Origin of the sequence: Enterococcus sp. DA9 (assembly GCF_008000875.1) — a bacterium.
GTDB classification, from domain to species: domain Bacteria; phylum Bacillota; class Bacilli; order Lactobacillales; family Enterococcaceae; genus Enterococcus_B; species Enterococcus_B lactis.
In genome coordinates this window covers 68,692-90,312 of the sequence record NZ_CP042840.1, presented here as the reverse complement: position 1 = coordinate 90,312, position 21,621 = coordinate 68,692, and the positions used below count along the sequence as shown (strand labels likewise).

At 37.5% G+C, this 21,621-nt stretch carries 19 protein-coding genes and 4 pseudogenes; 1 reads left to right on the top strand and 22 read right to left on the bottom strand.

Going from position 1 to position 21,621, the window contains the following annotated elements:
- The first annotated feature begins 338 nt into the window (after window positions 1-338).
- Window positions 339-608, top strand: a complete 270-nt coding sequence (locus tag FTX43_RS14375) for a metalloregulator ArsR/SmtB family transcription factor (protein WP_104885939.1) — start codon at window positions 339-341, stop codon at window positions 606-608.
- A 29-nt stretch (window positions 609-637) separates the two neighbouring features.
- Here FTX43_RS14375 and FTX43_RS14370 read toward each other — a convergent pair.
- From FTX43_RS14370 to FTX43_RS14260, 22 genes and pseudogenes are all read right to left on the bottom strand, one after another.
- Window positions 638-1,320, bottom strand: a protein-coding gene (locus FTX43_RS14370) for an IS6-like element IS1216 family transposase (protein WP_002329884.1) whose coding sequence is annotated in 2 segments (ribosomal slippage) — window positions 638-1,122 and window positions 1,122-1,320 — 684 coding nt in all. Because the reading frame shifts where the segments join, the coding sequence is not laid out codon by codon here.
- Between the two features lie 129 nt (window positions 1,321-1,449).
- Window positions 1,450-2,571 carry a class C sortase gene (locus FTX43_RS14365; protein ID WP_002375434.1) on the bottom strand — a complete coding sequence of 374 codons (1,122 nt, stop codon included), beginning with the start codon at window positions 2,569-2,571 and terminating at the stop codon, window positions 1,450-1,452.
- Window positions 2,568-3,764 carry a class C sortase gene (locus FTX43_RS14360; protein ID WP_002375436.1) on the bottom strand — a complete coding sequence of 399 codons (1,197 nt, stop codon included), beginning with the start codon at window positions 3,762-3,764 and terminating at the stop codon, window positions 2,568-2,570. The genes FTX43_RS14365 and FTX43_RS14360 overlap by 4 nt, the downstream gene beginning before the upstream one ends.
- Window positions 3,765-3,850: 86 nt before the next feature.
- Window positions 3,851-5,338 (bottom strand): SpaH/EbpB family LPXTG-anchored major pilin, encoded by a 1,488-nt coding sequence (locus tag FTX43_RS14355; RefSeq protein ID WP_002375438.1) that lies wholly within the window; start codon window positions 5,336-5,338, stop codon window positions 3,851-3,853.
- Between the two features lie 64 nt (window positions 5,339-5,402).
- Window positions 5,403-6,134, bottom strand: coding sequence for a pilin N-terminal domain-containing protein (locus FTX43_RS14350; protein WP_002375439.1), 732 nt, complete (start codon window positions 6,132-6,134; stop codon window positions 5,403-5,405).
- A gap of 1 nt (window position 6,135) precedes the next feature.
- On the bottom strand, window positions 6,136-9,363 hold the full coding sequence (locus FTX43_RS14345; RefSeq protein ID WP_002375441.1) for a VWA domain-containing protein: 3,228 nt from the start codon (window positions 9,361-9,363) through the stop codon (window positions 6,136-6,138).
- A gap of 782 nt (window positions 9,364-10,145) precedes the next feature.
- Window positions 10,146-10,827 (bottom strand): IS6-like element ISS1N family transposase gene (locus FTX43_RS14335; protein ID WP_147607150.1). Its coding sequence is split into 2 segments (ribosomal slippage): window positions 10,146-10,475 and window positions 10,477-10,827, totalling 681 coding nucleotides; the frame shifts between segments, so codons are not numbered across the junction.
- A gap of 36 nt (window positions 10,828-10,863) precedes the next feature.
- Window positions 10,864-11,618, bottom strand: a pseudogene (locus FTX43_RS15550) (S8 family serine peptidase).
- A 373-nt stretch (window positions 11,619-11,991) separates the two neighbouring features.
- The gene (locus FTX43_RS14325; RefSeq protein WP_002292681.1) at window positions 11,992-12,540 is read right to left on the bottom strand and encodes a hypothetical protein; all 549 of its coding nucleotides are present in this window, start codon (window positions 12,538-12,540) and stop codon (window positions 11,992-11,994) included.
- Entirely contained in the window at window positions 12,541-13,398 is an 858-nt protein-coding gene (locus FTX43_RS14320; protein WP_002292680.1) for a ParA family protein, read from the bottom strand.
- 285 nt (window positions 13,399-13,683) lie between these two features.
- The gene (locus FTX43_RS14315) at window positions 13,684-13,971 is read right to left on the bottom strand and encodes a type II toxin-antitoxin system RelE/ParE family toxin (RefSeq protein ID WP_002300557.1); all 288 of its coding nucleotides are present in this window, start codon (window positions 13,969-13,971) and stop codon (window positions 13,684-13,686) included.
- Complete coding sequence (locus FTX43_RS14310) at window positions 13,961-14,290, bottom strand: AbrB family transcriptional regulator (protein ID WP_002292678.1); 330 nt, start codon at window positions 14,288-14,290, stop codon at window positions 13,961-13,963. The genes FTX43_RS14315 and FTX43_RS14310 overlap by 11 nt, the downstream gene beginning before the upstream one ends.
- A gap of 76 nt (window positions 14,291-14,366) precedes the next feature.
- Window positions 14,367-14,453 (bottom strand): annotated as a pseudogene (locus tag FTX43_RS15360) (Txe/YoeB family addiction module toxin); the annotation flags it as partial.
- Between the two features lie 44 nt (window positions 14,454-14,497).
- Entirely contained in the window at window positions 14,498-15,178 is a 681-nt protein-coding gene (locus tag FTX43_RS14300) for an IS6-like element IS1216 family transposase (RefSeq protein WP_044145876.1), read from the bottom strand.
- 124 nt (window positions 15,179-15,302) lie between these two features.
- Window positions 15,303-15,854: a tyrosine-type recombinase/integrase gene (locus FTX43_RS14295; RefSeq protein WP_002307628.1), complete on the bottom strand. Its 552-nt coding sequence runs from the start codon at window positions 15,852-15,854 to the stop codon at window positions 15,303-15,305.
- A 237-nt stretch (window positions 15,855-16,091) separates the two neighbouring features.
- Window positions 16,092-16,709: a CadD family cadmium resistance transporter gene (locus tag FTX43_RS14290; protein ID WP_002319351.1), complete on the bottom strand. Its 618-nt coding sequence runs from the start codon at window positions 16,707-16,709 to the stop codon at window positions 16,092-16,094.
- Between the two features lie 16 nt (window positions 16,710-16,725).
- Window positions 16,726-17,087 (bottom strand): annotated as a pseudogene (locus FTX43_RS14285) (ArsR/SmtB family transcription factor).
- A gap of 309 nt (window positions 17,088-17,396) precedes the next feature.
- Window positions 17,397-19,301, bottom strand: a complete 1,905-nt coding sequence (locus tag FTX43_RS14280; protein ID WP_002319350.1) for a heavy metal translocating P-type ATPase — start codon at window positions 19,299-19,301, stop codon at window positions 17,397-17,399.
- Window positions 19,302-19,498: 197 nt separating this feature from the next.
- Window positions 19,499-19,732, bottom strand: a complete 234-nt coding sequence (locus tag FTX43_RS14275; RefSeq protein ID WP_002292161.1) for a heavy-metal-associated domain-containing protein — start codon at window positions 19,730-19,732, stop codon at window positions 19,499-19,501.
- Between the two features lie 146 nt (window positions 19,733-19,878).
- A pseudogene (locus FTX43_RS14270) lies at window positions 19,879-20,217 on the bottom strand (prolipoprotein diacylglyceryl transferase family protein); the annotation flags it as partial.
- A complete protein-coding gene (locus tag FTX43_RS14265; protein ID WP_002292156.1) occupies window positions 20,196-20,900 on the bottom strand; it encodes a Crp/Fnr family transcriptional regulator in 705 nt (234 codons plus the stop codon). The gene FTX43_RS14265 and the pseudogene FTX43_RS14270, both read right to left, overlap by 22 nt.
- A 144-nt stretch (window positions 20,901-21,044) precedes the next feature.
- On the bottom strand, window positions 21,045-21,617 hold the full coding sequence (locus FTX43_RS14260) for a Dps family protein (RefSeq protein ID WP_002292150.1): 573 nt from the start codon (window positions 21,615-21,617) through the stop codon (window positions 21,045-21,047).
- Window positions 21,618-21,621: the final 4 nt, after the last annotated feature.

The window sequence follows — 21,621 nt, the reverse complement described above, 5'->3', positions numbered from 1 at the left end:
CCTATATAATTCCTTTGATTTCCATTCATTTACTTATTAAATCACACAAATTCCCACTACCACTAAAAGAAGAGAAGTATTCATGTAATTTCCATTGTCTCTGACTCCTTTCAGTTGTCCCATATGTAAATCGGAATCTTTACGTTTCACATATGAATAACAAATCATATGTCTATGAGTTCATTTTATAGTGCTCTATAAGTTTTGTCAAGAAAAAGCAGTCTCAACTCCTTTCTCATAAACTAACAAACGCCCTTATAAACAAAATACTAGCTTTGTTTCGCACATATGGTATTATATATATGAGCACCGAGTCATATGAGAGGAATAAAAACACTATGGATATAAAAACAACTTCTCCAATCGATAAAGAATCTATTCAGTCAATAAGCAAACTATTTAAGGTGATTAGTGATCCTACACGATTGTCGATTCTCTTTCTTTTACAGCAAAAAGAGTGTAGTGTTGGAAATATCGCCATTTCTCTGGACATGGAACAGTCCGCTATTTCTCATCAATTAAAAACGTTGAAAGACGCACGCTTAGTGAAATCAAGAAGAGAAGGAAAAAGTATGCTTTACAGGGTTCTGTTGCAAAGTTTTAAATAAAGAATAAATTCCCTTACGGTATCTATGATTTAAGCTGGGATTCCCAATAATACCTTGATTTCAGTACAGACCGAAAACCCGAAGAGAGTGCCTTCTTTTCGGGTTTTCTTATATAATCCTCGAATGGCTTCCATGCCTTTAATCGTGGTAGAGGCAGTGCGTAAACTTCGATAGAATTTATTGCGTCTCTTTACTGGACGATGGTCTTGTTCAATCAAATTATTCAGGTATTTAATGGTACGATGTTCTGTCCCTTGATAAAAGCCGCCGTATTCTTTTAGTTTCTTAAAGGCACTTGTAATAGAGGGGGCTTTATCTGTGACTACAACCTTCGGTTCATCAAACTGCTTCACTAACCGCTTAAGAAAAGCATAAGCTGCTTGTGTGTCCCGTTTTTTACGTAACCAAATATCCAAGGTTAAACCATCTGCATCGATGGCTCGATACAAATAATGCCATTTTCCTTTAATTTTGATGTACGTTTCATCCATTTTCCATGAATAAAAGGATTTTTATTTTTCTTTTTCCAAATTTGATAGAGTAGTTTGCCATATTCTTGCACCCAACGATAAATCGTCGTATGAGAAACGTTAATGCCACGATCATATAAGATTTCTTGAACTTCACGATAGCTAAGGTTATAACGAAGATAGTAGCCCACGGCTACAATAATCACATCCTGCTGAAATTGCTTTCCTTTAAAATGATTCATCGTCATTCCTCCTGCTATCTTTTTCTATTATTCTACCTTATTTGATAGTAGATTTAAAACTTTGCAACAGAACCAAACAATGAAACGTGTATCTTATGGATTTAAATCATTTGATAACATGAGCATTTTTTATTTGACTTCTAGCATTCTTTCTTCTTTTAACATAACTTTTTTCTTATTTATCTTCCAAATCTTGGATGGCCTCTTTTTTTTCTTCAAACCAAACTGCACCAACCAACTCTTGCCCAATTTCAAACGATAGCAATCCCCTGGTAGATCGGTAAAAGTGACTTGTCCGGTTTGATCTGTTAGTTCTTGATAGGCTTTTCCATTACGCCGCAGGGCTTTTTTCCCTTTTTTATCATAGAGTGCGATTGGCGTATGTTCTGCCACGCCTTCTAAGCAAACAGTGAAATCAAAACGCACTTTCCGCAATCGGTAACGGGCGATCACATGATACAATTGATAAATAGCGGCTAAGATCAACAGGGCCGTTCCCCCCAAGATAGCGATTTGTTTCAACTTACGAAAACGATCGCCTTTGACTTGTTTTTTCTCGGCAGCCGGTGTATATGGCACGCGTTTTCCTGTGACTAACAAACGGTGACTATTGATCATATAAGGGGTACAGGTCATGAGCGTCACCAAGTCTTGGCCTGGTTCGATCTTTAAAACCGAAGTCTGATCTGGCGTCACGACTTGGCTGTCAAACACTTCATAAGCCAAGGTTTCCCCTAAGACATTTAGCAGAAAAATATCACCGTTTTTAAGCTCCGGCAGATTGGTGAAGAGTTCCCGTTCTGGCAAGCCACGATGAGCCGAGATCACCGCATGGGTACTTGCGCCACCAACAGGAAAGGACGTGCCATCTAGGACCGTCGCACCTTGTTCCAATAAATCATCATTGGTCGTATCAAATAGCGGTAACTCAATGGCCAAATCAGGAAGATTGATGGTCCCAATCAAATGCTTTTTGTAATAAGCAGATGAAACCGTACCACCATTCGGATTCGCAAACGGATCGGCACCCGGAGCTAACCCGCTGTCGCTCAATTTATTATTTTCTTCCGCCAGTCGCTTGCGTTCGGCTTCAAATTCTTTCTGGCTTTCCTTCAAATAGCGATCGACGCGCACTTGATCAATCACATTATTCAACGCATCGACATAAAAAGGATAGAGCATGGTCAAGATGCCGACCATAAAAATGAGGATGATCGCAATTTGCGAGATCACTTGCCGATTTTTCTTCATTTTTTCGCTCCATTCTCCAGATAATAAGTAACTTTCTTACCGTGCTTTTTCTTCGTGACGTGGCTTAAAACAAACTGCCGATCTTTTAAACGGCGGACCTTGCCCTTAACTGGTTTTGTCGACCCATCGATCGCCTTGGCATAATAACGACCCCCTCTGATCTCAGGGAAAGACACCCATCCATCCACCTGGCTTACAGCAACTGGTTGGCTAGTGACATCTGTTGCCCAGCGTTTTTTACGGACTAAGGTAAAAGTCACGCCTGCTTTGGGTTGACCATTTTCCAATAAGTAAAAACAAAAGTCATAACTGTGTTTGCCGCTTTGATAATAGACGAACTTGCGATACATCCAATAGAAAATCATGGCAAAGAAAAGCGGGATCAGTAGTAAATACAAGCGAAAACGCCGTTCGACCGCTTTTTTGGTACTGGTCACTTCCTCCGCCATTTCCTCCACATAAGGTACACGGTGTCCAGTGACTAATAAACGATGGGTATTGATGCCATAAGGTGTACAAGTCAATAAGGTCACCAAGTCCCGCCCCGGTTGGATGACCACTTTGTCGATATCCGACGGTAAAACGATCTGGATGTCATCGACCGCATAAGCCAATTTTTCCCCAGCAATGGTCAAATAAAAATCATCGCCAATCACCAACTTTTCTAAATCTGTAAAAAGTTTACGTTCCGTCAAGCCACTGTGGCCTGAGATCACCGAATGGGTACTATTGCCACCGATCGGATAAGACGTTCCTTGTAAAATCGTCGCGCCTTTTTCTAAAAGAGCAGCATTGGTTTCATCAAATAAAGGTAAGCTGACCGAAATTTTTGGAATATAGATAGCACCCACGGTATGCTCTTCATAATAGGCTTTACCCGGATCTTTGGCATCATCGACCTCATTTTCAAACGGGTCTTCTACCAGTCCCATGCCAGGAATATTGGTCATGTTCTTACTTTCAGCTAGCTCTTTATTTTTTTCGGCCATTTCTTGGTGCCTTTTTGCTTGTTCTTTGGTATTTGTTGCGGCCATCTCAGCCAAGTTTTTTTCCATCATCTTTTGGTCATAATAGGAATTCACCGCATTGGCCAAAAAGGGATAGCTGAAAATAATGGCACCGGTCGTAAATAAAATCGCCATTAGCAGTTTTAAAATCAAATTGATCCGTTCGTTTTTTTGGCGCTGATCCATGCTTGCACCTCCTTCTCCCTATTTAAAAGAAAGAAAAGGCAACTTCAAGAAATGAAGCTGCCTTCTCCCTATTTTAAAACTATATCTTAGACTTCAGCTTGTGTTTTAGATTTCTTGAACCAAGCGTAAGCACCGATCATAAGAGCAGCACCGATAAGTAAGAAGGCATAGATCCCGTTACCACCTGTTGATGGAAGCAGACCTTTAGGCGTGTTAAGAACAGACTTTAGTTCTTGACTGCCATATTGACCGTGTTCAACAGTGAAATCGACATCTTCATCAAGTAACACATATTTATCACTTGAAGTCGCTTTTTCTTCTAATTGATAGTCACCATTTTTCAAACCAATTACTTTCAACTCACCTTTGTCGTCAGAAACGATTTTCGTTGCTTTTGCTTCATCAGTCGTCCATTCTTTAAAGATATATTCACCTTTAGTGTTTTTAGCATCTTCAAATATTGCAAAGTTAGAGTCTTGTTTTACGACAAATTCCGCACCAGATAAGGTTGCACCAGATTGTGAATCTTTTTTGACGAATTTATAACCACCTGTACCAAATTGTGTTGGAGGTGTAATTTTATCTTGAGGTTTGTTACCAATTGTTACTTGGGCACTATTGTTTACTAAATTGTCAGGATTTACTTCAGCAGTTAATTTCATTTTGTAAGTAGCAATCAATTGACTACCAGCTAATTTTCCTACATTTTCACTTTGTTTCAAAGTAACAGTAAATCCGCCAGTTGCAGAATCTTCAGCTAATTTATAGTCAGTTTCAGCTACTAAACCAGTTGCTGCAAAAGAATCTTTTACATAAGCAAGTCCAGCAGTTGGCGTATCAGTTACAGAGTAAGTGACGCCATCTTCCAGAATGTCCGCAGGAATATTTAAAGTTAATTTATATTCGATTTCATCGCCAGTTGTAAGGTTATGATATAAAACATTTCCATCAGCACCCTTAACTTCAGTGAACTTATCTAAATTGGCAACTTCTTTTTTATCAGTCTTAGTTTCGTTCTTTGGATAGACTTGAACGTTGGTATTGATTGTATCTGAATATTTGCCATCTTTAAACGTATAGATTGGCATTGCTAAAACGATTGGAGCGGCCTTTGTCGTTACGGAAACATTGCCTGGCGTGCTTGTTTCAACAAACATATAGACTTTATCTTTGTCGCCGTCTTTTAAAGCAAGTCCTTCAAAAGTTGTTTGACCATTGGCATCCGTTTTTTGTTCTGCTTTTGCTACAGTTGTGTAATCTGACGCATTATCAGCAATTTCTTTTGTTGCTTCTGCTTGTGACTTACCATCTGCAATCAGAGCAAGATAAGCATCTGTTACATCATAGGCTGTAAAGCCGGCTCCTTCAAGTGGATCTCCACCAAAGTCCATTTCTTCCCCAGTATTTTGCATGGAACCTTGTGCTGGAGCTTCGCCATCTTTCCAGATTCGTTTGTTGATCGTTACATTTGTCGTTGTTGCTTCAGCAGCACTTACTGTTTTCGCACCAAACACGCCGGTGAATAAAGGTACTACAAGTAGTGCTGCAAAAAGTGTTTTCCATAATTTCTTCATTTCCTAATCCCTCCTTGATTTTTTGTACAATATTCCAATAGACCTTAGTCTTTTGTACCTTTGATTAATTGTTTCGTACAGAGTATTTCCGCCATAAAATGATCGCCGTACCGATCAAAAGAATCCCCAATATACCTAGGAAGGATTTTGCTTCACCTGTTTGTGGCAAGCGTTTCTTCGGTTTACTTGGTTTTTTAGGTTTAGTTGGTGTCACTGGCTTTTCAACGATTGTTCCCACATTTTTAGGATAAAGGTGAACGGTAGCTAATTCTTTGTCCGTATAGGTTTTACCGTCTGTGCTCATTTCATATACTGGTAAAGCCACTACTAAGGGTTCGGCCGCTTTTTCGACTTTTACCTTTTCAGGATCAGGCAATGCCGTTTCAACAATCAGGTAAACCGCATTTTTACCGCCACTGCTTTTAGGTAGTTGGGTAAATTTGATTGTGCCTTTTTCATCAGTCAGGCCTTGTTCTCTGATAATTTTTTGATAATCAGCAACATTTTCTTGAATCATTTGAATAGTTGTTGTTTCGTCAGAGCCTTTGACCAATTTATAATAATCCTCTGTAATGTCATAAATCGTAAAGCCGACCCCTTCGATTGGATCTTTGATATCTTGATCGGCCGCTCCCGTATTTTGAATAGCTGCATCAGGTGCTTGGTCCCACAATTGTTTGTGGATCACAATATCGATCGTCCCGTCATCCGCAAAGGCTTGTTGCCCCGTAAAGATCCCTACCAGCAAAGTTGAAAGAAGTAAGGTGATTTTGATGAACAATGATTTATTCTTCATCTTAGTTCAACTCCTTTCGATTACGGTAGACATAAATGCCACCGACAAGAGCCGATAAACCAATCACTAGTAGTGCAAATTCCATTAAATGTCGAATGCCTTGTCCACCAGTAGATGGCAAAAGTCCTTTTTGTTGGTTAGCAACATTATATTTAATCACATTGCCATCAGTGGTAATAACATCTTTTTGTTCTTTCCCATCAATGGTGACTTTGCCGTCTTGATCAATGACGATCTTAATTGAATCTTTCAATCCAACATAGCCATCCGGTGTGACTGTTTCAATCAGTTCATATTCACCGGGTTTTAAGCCAGTAAATTTAAAGACATTCGTATCAGAATCGAGTTCCTTAGAGTAATCTTTACCTACTAATTTAAACTTGGCACCTTTCAAATCTTTCCCGAGGTTGTCTTTCTTAGTCACGATTAATTCAAAGTCTTTCAAAAGATTGACTACTTGATTATCTTTGATACCAGAAACAGTTAATTTACCATCTGCATCAGCAATCATAATTTCAATCGGATCTTGTGTCTCATAACCCAAGGGTGTCGTGGTTTCTTTGATAACATATTTACCAATCGGTAACTCTATGTCAAAAGTAACTTGACCATTGTCATCCGATGTCACTTCTTTACCGATAGCCGTTGTTCCGTCTGCTTTGTACAAAGTAAAGCCAGCACCTGCTAACGGCGTTTTACCATCATTCCCTACTTTCGTAAATGTAACAGAAGTTTTTAGCAACTTATTGGTGACTTGTAAAAGTTTCTTATCCGAATTTACATTGATAGATGTTGGAGAATAGCTAGCTTCTTCATACCCATTAACTCGTTCTTCGACTACTCGATACTCAAGCACATTTTTAGAGCTGTCATAAGCGGGTACATCAGAAAACTTCCCTTTCAGGCTATCTCCGGTTGCATTTGCTTTAATAGTTATTGTTTTCCCAGAAACATTGGCCCAATTTTCATTGCCACTCTTTTGTTGTAGTTGTAGGGTCACTTCTTTACGCGTTCCCCACTGATTATCCTCATCGTCCCAGATTTTTTCTGCTTCAATGTCAAATTTTTGTGGTGGCACTTTAACTGATGGAACCGCAAAGCCAAATTGATCTTTATATTGGTTGTCCGCTAAATAAGTCGGTCCATTTGCCGGATAGAACTTGCCATCTTGATACTCTTCTTTGAGAGAAACAGTATAAGTCACACGCAAGCCATCTCGCTGTGTATCATTTCCAGATAAAGTAAGATTGGATAAATTTACCGAATTGTTGCGTGTATCCACGGTAACATCATTTACATAATCTGGTTGAGTCCCTGTCGTTACATTCAACGACTTAGGTGAGCTTGTTTTTAATGTTAAAGCTTGCGTTTTAACTGAACTAGTATCTAACGCTACATACTTGCTCATCGGATCAAAAACATTGGCATTACTAATCAGAGCACTCACATCTTGAATTTTTTTCTTGATTTGATTCAATACATTATTTAAGTCAGTTTGACTTGTTGCTGAATATTTTCCTTGAGGTCCTAAAGCATCTAAGATATCATTAACATTTGTTACTCCAAAGCCAATGGCATAGCGATCAATTTCAGGATTTTGTTCGGTTCTTTTTTGTCCGTGAGAAATGGTATTACTTCGGACTGTACTAATATCTGGTCCAGTCTCTGATCCATTTCCAATATAAAGAGTAGTATTAGTTGCTTTAAAAGTCTCTACTCTACCATTATTGTCAGAAGAACGTGTCATCCCACTCTGACGAATTCCACTACTGCTACTAGTATAAGTAGTAGTTGGTCCCCAAGTTGGTAATCCATCTGTTAAAATAATCAATACTTTTTGGGCGTCTTCTCTTCCGTTATATTGGCTATTAGTTAAAAGTTCTAAGCCAGCATCTAATCCTAAGAAAGTTGGTGTTCCCCCACTTGGGCTTTCATTTAATAACGCATGAGTCAAAAAGGCATCGGCGCTTGTAGTAAATCCAGTGTAGTTTCCTTGAGTGCCACCAAAATTTCCTACTTTTCCATAAGGAACATGGGTTGTTCTTTCTTGAACTGAACCAAAGCCTGCTATTCCAAGTTGGACACTTCCACCTGGATTATCATCTAATAGACCATGAGCAAATGTACCTAAGGCCAACTTTAAATTCGTCCATCTATTATTAGCCATACTCCCTGACTTATCAACGACAAAAGCAACGTCGACATTTTTACGTGTCTTCAAAGACCCCCCAATGATATCTAGTTGAATTTGAAATTGAGTGGGATTATCAGTAGGAATAACGATTTTCTTCAAATTAATATTTTGGTTATTCCCTACATCGTAAGCATGATAGCCATTATCAAAATTAAGATTACCTTCGAGGATATTTTGAATTTCTACATTACTATCTGAATCTCCTGCAGAACCATAATTATAGTTTTTAATCATGTCACTTGAATCTGATTTCGTATACTGATTCGTGTCATGAGACGGGTATTGTCCTCCATCAGGTGTATACTTAAAAGGATCATTATAAGCACTCACATCATAAGTAGAAGCTGCTGAAGAACGATAATAGTTTTGTTGAGGCCCTACCATAGTCGAATCATCAGAAGTTTGTATTGTTCCTTCAGTTGCTTCACTGGCTTCTTCCGTTTGTGTCGTCGTTTCGGTTGCTTGGCTACTAGTGGTTTCTTCAGCCGTTGTCTGAGAAGTAGCACTTACTTCTGTCGTTTTTTGTGTAGCCACTGCTGGTAATTTCAACGCATGCGGACCTTCTACCGCACTAGTCAAAATATTCTTGTTAATAGTGACAGCTTGTGTTTCATCCGTTTTTGTTGCATCGGCTTGAATTTCAAGAGCTACCTTGGAGACATTTAGCACCGTTGTAAATGAAAGAGAACCCTGCGATTGTTTCGAAAAATCTTTTTCCGCAAACCATTGGTCATCATTAGTAGCAAAACTGGCATCTTCATTAAAAGCTATTGCTTCTCCATCAGCCGTCACTTTGAATTTCAGTGCTTGATCATTGCCATCACTTGCGACATCTTTTTCATACTGTAATTTCCAATTTAAAGAATTTCCATCTGATGAAACAGAGGAACTAACTTTTAAACCTGATTGATCTACGATTTTATCCGGCTGAGTTTCTATAGCCTGTGCGATACTCGAATAAGCAGTCAAGATTTGCGGGATAAAGCCCATCAAAATAGCAACCATCATAAACCAGACCGATTTCTTCTTCTTCATTTCTTCCCTCCTCTAAAAAACATGATATCTATTCTTAAACAAAATTTAAATAGCACTACCTAAGATTTGATACTGCCATCTAAATTATAAACAATTTATAGAGATAATACTATTACTATCTCTTTCACATTCCTATGCTTTGCTGTATCCGCCACTGTTTCCATGCAACTTTTATGATGTCTTGATAATAAATGACTACTCTAAGAAGAAGCGCACCCACGACTAAACTGAAAACGAGCCGTAACACTAAGGAAAAATCTTTTCCAATATCTTCAACTCACTTGAGAAGGCACTTACCCTTCAATTCCGATTTTCACAGAGATATTGTCTAGCAGAAATAAAAATGGATAGGTCGCTTTTATCGTATAAGGTACCGTATCTCCAAACACTTCTTTTTACCCTAATGATGAATTTTGTATCATATACTAGCCTTGAAATTGTTTATTTGAGTAATCTTTGAGCTCTGCAACTGCTTCAGCTGTCAATCCACTTTTCTGTTCAATCTGATAATTGACTTGTTAGTGATAAGTAGTGATTGTTTGAATTCGATATCCGAAGACAACAACACTCAAAAAAACGTTACAACCTTGTTGAACATCATGATGTTCAACAAGCTATCTTGCTATACAAGGATGTTTTAGAAACGAAAACAATAATTTGACACTAATCCATTTAAGAATGCTGCTTGAGAAATTTTTATCAAATGACACTACTCAAATTCCTAAAATGGTTCTGTTGCGAAGTTTGAAAATCAAACGCGCCCTCTCTGAACTCCAAATATCTTAGGCTGTTATTCCCATTAATACCTTGATTTCAGTAGACACCGAAAAGCCGAAGAGCGTTCCATTTCTTCGGTTCTTTTTATATATTCCTCGAATAGTCTCCATGCCCTTAATCGTGGAAGAGGCTGTACGGAGACTTTGATAAAATTTATTTCGTCGTTTAATAGGTCGATGGTCTTGTTCTATTAAATTGTTAAGATACTTCACAGTTCGGTGCTCTGTCTTAGTATATAAACCCACACTCTGTAACTTTCTAAAGGCGGAGCCAAGAGAAGGTGCTTTATCGGTCACAATTGCTTTCGGCTCACCAAACTGTTTATGGAGTCGTTTTTAAGAAAGCATAGGCTGCTTGCGTATCCCGTTTCTTTCGTAACCAGATATCTAAGGTTAAGCCGTCCGCATCAATTGCACGATAAAGATAATGCCAACGTCCCTTAATTTTGATATAGGTTTCGTCCATTTTCCATGAATAGAAGGATTGTCTATTTTTCTTCTTCCAAAGATAATAGAGGACTTTGCTGTACTCTTGTACCCAACGATAAATCGTAGTATGACAAACATTTATTCCACGATCATATAACAATTCCTGAACTTCACGATAGCTTAGATTGTAACGCAGGTAGTAACCAACAGCGACAATAATGACGTCTTTTTTGAATTGTTTGCCTTTAAAATAATTCATTACTCTGTCCTCTCTGTCTTTTTTCTCAATTTTACACTAAAATAGATTTTTTGGAAAACTTTGCAACAGAACCGCATAATTAATAGCTTCAGTTAAGATTGCCAAACTGGTACCTCCACTACTACCAAATACACGTATAGGTACCATCGTAACATCCCAATTTATTCCAGCAACACCTAATTCGTTGTTTGTTTGAGCACCAATAATCCCGGCAATATGTGTCCATGTCCCATAGTATCCATAGGATCTGTATCATCGTTAAAAAAATCGTATCTCAAACTTTCATCTACATTTCCAGAAAGATCTTCATGTTGATAATCAATTCCTGAATCAATGACCGCTACCTTCACATCCTTAGAACCCTTGGTTTCTTCCCAAGCGGATGGCATGCTAATCTCTCTTAAATTAGCTTGTTTACTCCAATTAGGATCGTTAAGAATAATTGATCGATTTCCTAAAGAATCAGTTGTATTTGGCTCCTCAACATCATTCAACGGCTCTAGTTCAGCCACATAGTTTGGCTCTGCATAATTGACCATATCAGAAGCATTAAATGTTTTTACTGCCTCTTCCACACTAATTTCTTCGTTCAATTTCACTAATAATACTTGATCTCGCTTATTATAATCGCTTTCATTTGTCCTAAGAGTCAAATCTTTTTCCACCATAACTTTTACACCCAATAAATTTTGCGGTTTATTTTTCTCTGTTGAAATTCTTTGTGTAGCCTTTAAACTGACAATTAGCTCATTGGGTACATACTCTATTTGAGAGTCATCTAATTGGCTCATAATCCTTTCTTTTTGGTTAGTATCTGCAGTTACTTGTTTAGTGTGAGCCATGAACCCAAACATACTCACCCCAACAACCAATCCTAAATATATTTTCTTTTTAAACTTTTTCATCTACATCTCCTCCTAATAGTTTTATTTTAGAGTTAGCTCTATTACTTATTTACTAACTCAACAACAGATTATCATACACTTGTTAATGAAATTACAATATCTCATTAAAACACACCCTAAAATCATAACCGTTCCTATGCTCATTTTTTGGATTTTTTAATCACGTAACCAGAAAAATAAATCCTCTCTATTTCACGCAAATCAAAGAAGAACTAAGTAACTACCGTTTAAAGGTAGTTACTTAGTTCTTCTTTGATTATTATCTAACTTTATTATTCATTCCCCACCCTTTGCGCAGTGAGTCTTCGGTATCTTGTTTTATCTGACTGGTAGTTCTTATTATTTCTCCACGATCATCTAATTCTGGAACAATTGGATATTTTTCTCTGAACAAGTCTAGTTCTTTCACCACGTCATTAAACAAATCTTGCTTATCTTCTTGCGTAAGATTCTGTTTAATATACTCATCTAAAGCTTTTCTAAGCAATTCATCTCTTGTCATATTAGTCTCATACTTTTCTACTAAAACTCTGGAAGTCGCATTTAACAAAGTCGACAGTTTTAAAGGATGCTTGGTGGAATAAACCTTATCAAACTTTCTGATTGGTGCGCCAACTTTTTTTGTTCTTCCTCTACTCTGTCTTTCAACATTGGAGGAAGTTTTTATTTCTTGAACTTGGTGCACTTCTAATTGCTTATTTTCAGATGGTGTAATTGCTTGCTGCTTTTTCTTTGCTTCTGCTTCTTTTTTTATTTTGGCGAGTCCTTTGTTGTTCCCAAAAATATCAAGTCCTTTGATGTCAGCCAATTACTCCACCTCCGCATACCAATTCTCGTGTTCTTCCAATTCTTTCAAAATACTGATAAATAATTCGTGGCTTTTGCGATCCCATTGTTTTAAGAGACCTTTCTTTGTCTTCTCCATCGTAATACCTGATCCGTCGTATCGTTTTAAGCGCGCATTTTTGAGTACAACATTTTTAATCAAATGTTCCCCATAAATCTCTTGGGCTTGTTTATACATTTCCTGATCTACTGCGTCACCGCTTTCCAACATGAAAGGAATAACACCAGCAACATATAAATTTGTATCAAATTCTTTCACAAAAAAGTCCATATACTCAAGATATTGCATCGCATTTCTCATCGATTTTACTTGGGTCTGTAAGACGACGATTGCCCAGTCCGCAATGTACATCGCGGATTTACTATATACAGAAATAGAAGGTGGGACATCTAAATAGATGACGTCAAACTCATCAAATAATGGTTCTAGCTTTTCTTTCATATATTTGAATTGGGATAATGAATCATTATATTGGTCTTTGATCCAATCATCATACATTTCAAAGGACATGTCTGCTGGAAGTATATAGAGGTTATTGATTACTTTATAGACAGCCTCTTTAGGTGGAAGATTGTTTATCAACACGTCAGTCACAGTATTTTCGTAAACAATCGGTTCACCTTCTCCGCCTCCTTCTTCGTTAGTGAAGTTCATATGCGTTAAGTTCATCACATCAGAAGTATTTCCTTGCATATCCAAGTCAATTATCAAGGTTCTTTTTCCTTCATTAACTGCTGATTCAAACCCTAACATTTGCGCGCACGTACTTTTACCTACGCCACCTTTAAAATTACCGATTACATATTTCTTCGCTACCACGTTCCTACCTCTTTTCTTTTAGCAATATTCATTTGATACTATTATAACATATTTATTTTTAGTTACTACCAAAAAAAAGATATATATGTACTACCTTATAATTAATAAGTAAAAGGTAGTACATAAATAAGGAAAAGCTGAAATATATTGATTTATAGCTTTCCTCAAAGTAATGACGTTATTTAATTTATCGAGAAGCAGAGAATACTCGCGACTTTAGTCATGTAGACGAATCAGATTTTCGATAAAAAAGAAGCCGTCCTTCTTAAGAACGACAACAAATCACTAGATTAATTTTTTCAACTGTTCATAAAAGTTTTCATGCGTTCCACATAACAATACTGGAATAACCTTGTTTTCTATAATCTCGTAAGCTACTCTATATGTTGTGCCCGCATATTTGAACCCACTAGACCAAATACCTGATAAATCCCCAGTTTTTTGTTCACCCTTATATGGATCAATCGCAATTTCATCATAAATTAAATTCAAAAATTTTTCTTTCAATGGCTTCTCTTTTAGCTTTTTTAAATACTTAATGACATGTTTTGAAGGAACGATTTCATAAGCCAATTTCTGTTGCCAACTCCTCTTTAGTCATTACTTTAGAATTAGTAAGTGTATCTTCAGCAATATCTCTAAAGGAAGAATGCATTTTGTTTTTTCTATTCTTAAATTCTACAAGAATCTCATCTTTATCGTAGCCTTCTGCAATTATATCAGACAAAATATCTTCGCTAAAATCATAAAATTCTTTTTGTGGTTCAACAAATTCATAAAGAATACCATTCTCTACCAACTTTGCTTCAACTTCGACTCCATTAGGAACATTAAAATCTTTAGGTACTGTCAACATGATTGAATTGCCTTGTTTTCTTGTTTTTGTAATCATTTAAATCCCTCATTTCTAACAGTATGTAATTACTTAGTAAATACATTATACCACGAGATAATGTATTTACAAGTAATTACTGTGACTCGTAATGCGTCCTTGCTGAATAAATTTCAACCACGTGTTCATCTTCATCTACCTTATAAACAACCCGGTTCTGTTGCAAAGTTTTAAATAAAGAATAAAATCCCTTACGGTATCTATGATTTAAGCTGGGATTCCCAATAATACCTTGATTTCAGTACAGACCGAAAACCCGAAGAGAGTGCCTTCTTTTCGGGTTTTCTTATATAATCCTCGAATGGCTTCCATGCCTTTAATCGTGGTAGAGGCAGTGCGTAAACTTCGATAGAATTTATTGCGTCTCTTTACTGGACGATGGTCTTGTTCAATCAAATTATTCAGGTATTTAATGGTACGATGTTCTGTCCCTTGATAAAAGCCGTATTCTTTTAGTTTCTTAAAGGCACTTGTAATAGAGGGGGCTTTATCTGTGACTACAACCTTCGGTTCATCAAACTGCTTCACTAACCGCTTAAGAAAAGCATAGGCTGCTTGTGTGTCCCGTTTTTTACGTAACCAAATATCCAAGGTTAAACCATCTGCACCGATGGCTCGATACAAATAATACCATTTTCCTTTAATTTTGATGTACGTTTCATCCATTTTCCATGAATAAAAGGATTTTTTATTTTTCTTTTTCCAAATTTGATAGAGTAGTTTGCCATATTCTTGCACCCAACGATAAATCGTCGTATGAGAAACGTTAATGCCACGATCATATAAGATTTCTTGAACTTCACGATAGCTAAGGTTATAACGAAGATAGTATCCCACGGCTACAATAATCACATCCTGCTGAAATTGCTTTCCTTTAAAATGATTCATCGTCATTCCTCCTGCTATCTTTTTCTATTATTCTACCTTATTTGATAGTAGATTTAAAACTTTGCAACAGAACCCTGTGGGTGATTATAACCGTCTTACTGTGCTTATCTATTATATAATACAATCAAAAACCTAACCGAAAATTTAATAACGTTTCACTGATTTCATCTTCATTAATTCCGATGTAGCGTTTGGTAATCTTCTCGCTGCTGTGACCAAAGATTTCCATTAAGGTGGCCACGTCTTTGGTTTTCTTGTAATAGTGGTAACCAAAGGTTTTTCGTAGGGTGTGGGTGCCGATATCGTCCCTTCCTAACAGCTTCGCGACCTTTTGAAACATCTGGTAGACCGTATTGACTTCTAAATGGCCGCCCTTAGTACTGGGAAACAAGTAAGCCTCCGGATCTAAGGGTGCGGTATAGCCGTGAATCAAGTCCTGTAAGCTGCTTAAGTATAAAATGCGTGTTTTCCCTGTCTTTTGCTCCACGATGCGCGGGTTTTTTGAGGTAATCACGTCTTTTTTCTTGAGTTTAACGATGTCGGACATGCGCAGACCGCTGTTAATTCCAATTAGAAACAAGAAAACGTCACGTTCCGCATTTTTATTCCGTCGCAGGCAAAATAAAAAATCATTAATCTCCTGTTGCGACCGTAGTGGCTGAACATTATAGCCCATGACAATCCCTCCTTTTTAGTCTGTTCGAATACATGATTATAGTTATTACAACACGAAATCGTGTGTTTAGGGGGAGTAAAAAAAAGAACCCTATAAGGATAGGATTCTTGATACATGATTTTATGTAATTTCATGTATCGAATTATATTACTTAGATAATGCGCCAATCTGTTAGTACAAAAAAAGACAACGAGTTTTAATCGCTGTCTTTTTTTGTACTAACAATCAAACTATTTATTAATTAAATAAACTCAATACAGTTTGAATCGTACCATTTTCGATCAATATATAAATTCCTAAGCCAATAAACACTATAGGAACAAGGATTCGTTCATATTTTTCTAAGGTTTCGGAAACAAAAGAAATCTTGGCTAATTTGTAACTGATATAGCAAAGAACCGCAACAGAAATAGCAAATACGATTAGAGCGGTGACAATCTCTGAAAAAGATAACGAGGCAAAGTAAGGAATATAAATCCCTAAGTTATCGCCACCAGAAGCAATTGTTATTAAGGCAACGGTCCAAAAGAAGCGGTTTGTTCCTCTTGATTCAAGCTTTTCAACGACTTCCTCTTCTTCTTCCTCCTCTTCGCCAACCAATGCCACTCTGATTCCTAAGAAAATCGGAATTAGACCGAGAAGCCCAATGATCCAATCTTGCGGAATGAAATTCAGCACATATGCTGCAAATAAACTTACGGCTACTAAGATACCTGTTCCTAGATATTGACCCCAAAAAATCTGACGGAGCCCTTTTTTTGTATGACTTTGAGAAAAAATAATCAGCAAGATAAACAAATAATCAATGCTGGTAGAAATATAAACAGCGATAGCTGAAAAAATACTTTGTAACAAAATAACTTCCTCCAAACTAAGATTTCATAGATAGATTTTCTGATAACTTTAAAAAAACATGAATAGCGGAAAGGATGTCTTCATTCGCTAAAGAGTAATAAACTACTTTTCCATCTTGACGTGATTTTGCCATTCCATGTTTTTTTAAAAAACGTAAATGGTGTGACGTTGTAGCGACACTAGCATTAAGTATTTCTGCTAAATCACAGACACACATTTCCTTATAGGTTTCTAAAGCATAAAAAATTTTAATTCTAGAAGAATCGCTGAAACATTTCCCTAACACAAGTAAGTTTGAAAAATCTTTTTGATCCAATTTTTTTTTATTACATTTACTTTTTCTTTATGTACGATAGTCACTTGGCAAACTTTTTCCATTCATCTCACCTCACATTCAAACGGTCGTTTGAAGGTAGTATATCTATTTGATCACTCGTTTGTCAATCTACCTTAATTTCAATACACTATTATAAGCAATTTCATGTGTTACAACTTAATAGGAATTTAAATTTTATTATTAAATTTTTTAATCATTTACACGAAAATTAATTTTATAAAGAACATACTCTATACTCTTATTTTTTTTCAAGAACTCAAAAAAGCGGAAAATCCCAGATTTAAAAATCTGAGTTTCCGCTTTTGTCATTTCAAGGATGGACTATTGTCTCAGCCTCTTCTAATTTATTCTTAAGATATTTTTACTTTCTCTGCAGGTGCTGATACTTCTTTTTGTTCTTTTCGACCTTTCAACTTATACTTCATTAATCTCATGCCATTGAAAATTACCACCAAGATACTACCTTCATGAACCAACATTCCGATAGACATATTCATCCATTCGCTGAAGAAGACGCTGGTCAACAAGACCAACACTACTCCAATTGAAATCACGATATTTTGTTTCATATTATTTGCGGTGGCTTTTACTAATCCTAATGCGTGAGGCAAGTTGCTGAAGTTCGAGTTCATTAAAACGACATCGGATGTTTCAATCGCTACGTCCGTTCCGCTTCCCATTGCGATTCCAATGTCTGCTAAAGCTAAGGACGGACTATCGTTAACGCCATCTCCAACAAAGGCTACAATTTGACCACGTTGTTGAAGTTTTCCGATATAAGCCGATTTGTCTTCCGGCAACATGTGGCCGTGAGCTTCGGTCAAACCAAGTTCGCCGGCGACCACATCAACGGTTCCTTGGTTATCTCCTGAAAGAACGACTAGATTTTTCACGCCCAAGTCTTTTAATTCCTGCAAATTAGCTTTCACACCCGGACGGACTTGATCGCGAATGCCCATCAGTACTTTTAATTCACCGTCGACCGCTGTCAAAACGAGAGAGTTCCCATGTTGTTCAAACCGTTTGATATCTTTTTGCACCTTTTTGCTGAGAGTGACATTTTCTTTTTCCATCAAGGCCACATTCCCAACAGCCACTCTATGTCCAGCTACACTTGAAACGATTCCGCCGCCTTTCACGACTTCAGTTCCTTCAACAGGATAAAAGTTTGTTTCTCCAATTTGATTTAAGACCGCTTTTGCTAATGGATGATCTGATTCCCGTTCCACACTGGCCAGATAGCCAAGCGTTTCAGCAGGATCTTTTTCATACAGTTCAGTCGCTGCAACGGTTGGGTTTCCGACAGTTAAAGTACCTGTCTTATCAAATACCATTGTATCCACATTGCTGAAGTCTTGAATGACTTCACTCCCTTTTAAAAGAACACCGTTACGAGCACCATTCCCAATACCGGCAACGTTTGAGACAGGCACTCCGATAACTAATGCGCCTGGGCAACCTAGAACCAAGATGGTGATTGCTAACTCAATATTTTGACTGAACGCCCATACAACAATTGCCAGAACCAAGACAGCTGGTGTGTAGTATTTAGAAAAGCGATCAATGAACCGTTCCGCTTCGGATTTAGAATCTTGTGCTTCTTCCACGAGTTCAATAATTTTTCCAAATGTGGTGTCCTCACCAACTCGGTCAGCTCTGATTTGAATCGTTCCGTTTTCTAAAATGGTTCCTGCAAAAACTTCTGCATCAGCTAGCTTGTTGACTGGAACAGCTTCACCTGTAATGCTAGCTTCATTGATATGCCCTTCACCCGTAAGGACTATGCCATCTACTGGAACTTTCGCACCCGTTTTAACGAGCAAGATATCCCCTTCATCTATATCATCCACTTCTACTTCTTCAAATTCGCCATTATCCATTTGTTTCAAGGCGCTTTCGGGTGCCATTTCAGTCAATTCTTTGATAGCAGATCGCGTTTGGTTCAATGTTCGTTGTTCCAAGTAGTGTCCGAATAAGAATAAGAACGTGACAATAGCCGATTCTTCATAGTTTTGAATAAAAAGCGCACCAATCGCTGCAATACTGACTAAGACATCAATACTGATGACTTTGACTTTCATTGCTTGAAACGCTTGAATGGCAATTGGCGTAATCCCAAAGACAGAGGCGATGATCAAAGACCACTCTGAAAGTCCTACGTTTTCTAAAACAAAGTGACTGAAGAAACCGAGTACGATTAACAATCCACTGATGACGGTGATAACATTTTTCTTGCTTAATATATATTGTTGCATGCTTTTTCCCTCCAAATTTAATTTCTCTTTTATTGATAAACACAGTATAAGATAATTGCCTAAGTAATTAATTGACTGACATCAAGTTTAGAAAGTTCTCTTTTATCGTTTCTAGGCACCTCGAATCGGATTGCAACAAAAAAAGCAATCCTGGAAAAATAGCTTTTCTTCCAGAATTGCCTAGTTCATTTAATCTGTTAAGCGGCCTTGACTTTTGCTTTAAGGACCGGATAGCCTACGTTTTCGATAGCTTTTTGAATCTCTTCAATCGAAGTGACAGCTGAATCAAAATTGGCTTTGACTTTGCTGGAGTTGAATAATACTTTAATGCTGTCTTTATCAACACCGTTAACTGATTTTACGGCACCTTCAATTTTTTGCATACAACTTGGACAAGACAACGTTTCTAATTGCAATATAGCTTTTTCCATAATTCCTATCTCCTTTATGTGTTTTTATTTTATCGGCAGCAGATTAATGAACACTGCCTTTTCCTCTTTACAACTGTAGTATAGCTCCCTTTTAGCAAACGAAAATTGACGCATATCAAGTTTTGCACTTCTTTTTATCTTTTTGCTCAATTCACCATCTTAATAGTCTTTTTCTGCCCCTTATTGCCATCAGAATAATAAGAAATTGGTGGATAATCTTGTCTGCGTATAAACCATACTACAATCGCGCCAATAAACAGGGCCAGAGACAAGGCTTGCGAAACGCGGATCCACTCGCCAATCCATAAACTGTCCGTTCGCATACCTTCAATGAAGAACCGACCCACTGAGTACCACAAAACGTAACTCAAAGCGACTTCTCCTTGACGCAAAAGCACTGAGTTCTGTCCCGTTGTTAATAAAGAGCGACAGAACACCAACGTGTAGAAAAAAGTGTGTCCGATTATTCGCTGTAAAGCAATAAATCATCTAAATCCTGAATCTTGATCCTTTTCCCAGACAGCTGTTGAATCAATCCCTCGTCCTCCAATTCTCCAAATTTGCGACTGATGGTCTCAGGTGTCGTTCCTAAATAGGAAGCAATGTCCTTTTTTGCCATCGGCAGGGTGATGGTGGGAGAGTTGCCCATTTCAGGTTCCACATTTTCTGCCAAAAACAAAACTAAACGGGTAATGACACTCTCCACGGCTACTTGTGTCGTTTGACGTTCTGAACTTTCTAACCGTTTAGACATTTCCGCCAATAGTTTTAAAGAAATAGCTGGGTATTGTTCCAGAAAATCTTGGACATCTTTTTGCTGAATCATACAGACAACGGTATCTCGGGTTGCTTCGGCATATTCCTCGTGTACTGCATCCGGGTTGAACAAGGTCCATTCTCCGGTGAAATCACCAGGGTTCAAGATCCGCACTAGCTGCTCTTTGCCAGAGTCTGCCAATCGATAAATACGGATTTTCCCACGATTGATAATATATAAAGTATCCTCTTTTTCTTGTGAACGAAACAGAAACTCTCCTTTTTGATACTGTTTCGTGTGGGCTTTTTCAGCAATGTAATTCATCGCGCTATCCTCTAAGTGATTGAATATTGGAACCAAGCGGATACAGGCTGCGTGGTCGCCAATTTCATGATGGGTATGTTTAGTCAATTCATTCTCCCCCTTTATTTATTTTGTTTATATTCGCTGCTTTTATTATATAAGTCTCTTACTACAAAAAAATTGATGCACATCAAGAAAATAGAAAAAGGACTGGAAAGAATTCCAATCCCTAAATCAGCTTCTACTTTTACCTTAATCTTCATCCTCATCAAGAGCGTCATCATCTTCTAATGCTTCTTTACCAATGAACGCTTGCAGCATCCAAATGTTCTTGTCTAAGTCATTTTTAAAAGCAATCAATGTATCTTCTAAAGCATCGTCACCCTCGTCTTGAGCTAAACGAATCGCGCGAATAGTTAGGTCACGAGTGCTTCTGAAGTCCTCGATAATATTTTCAACCATGTCTTCTGCTTTAGCGTATTTATTAACTGCATCTTCCGAAAGCATCGAATATTTTTCAAATTCAACCGTTGTCGAAGCAGGTTTATGCCCAGAAGTAATTAGACGCTCCGCAAGTTTGTCGAACCATTTTTCATTTTCGTTATACAACTCTTCAAATTTTTCATGCAACGTAAAGAAATTGGCTCCTTTTACATACCAGTGATATTGGTGCAGTTTCACATGTAATGTATGCATGTTGCCTAAAAGATGATCCGCAATGGCCGCTGCATTAATTTTCGTATGATGAACATGTTCCTTGTGTTCTTGTTCTTCTTGCAATCTTTCTTGGGGTGTTCTTTCTTGAGTAGCTTTATTTTCAGTCATGATT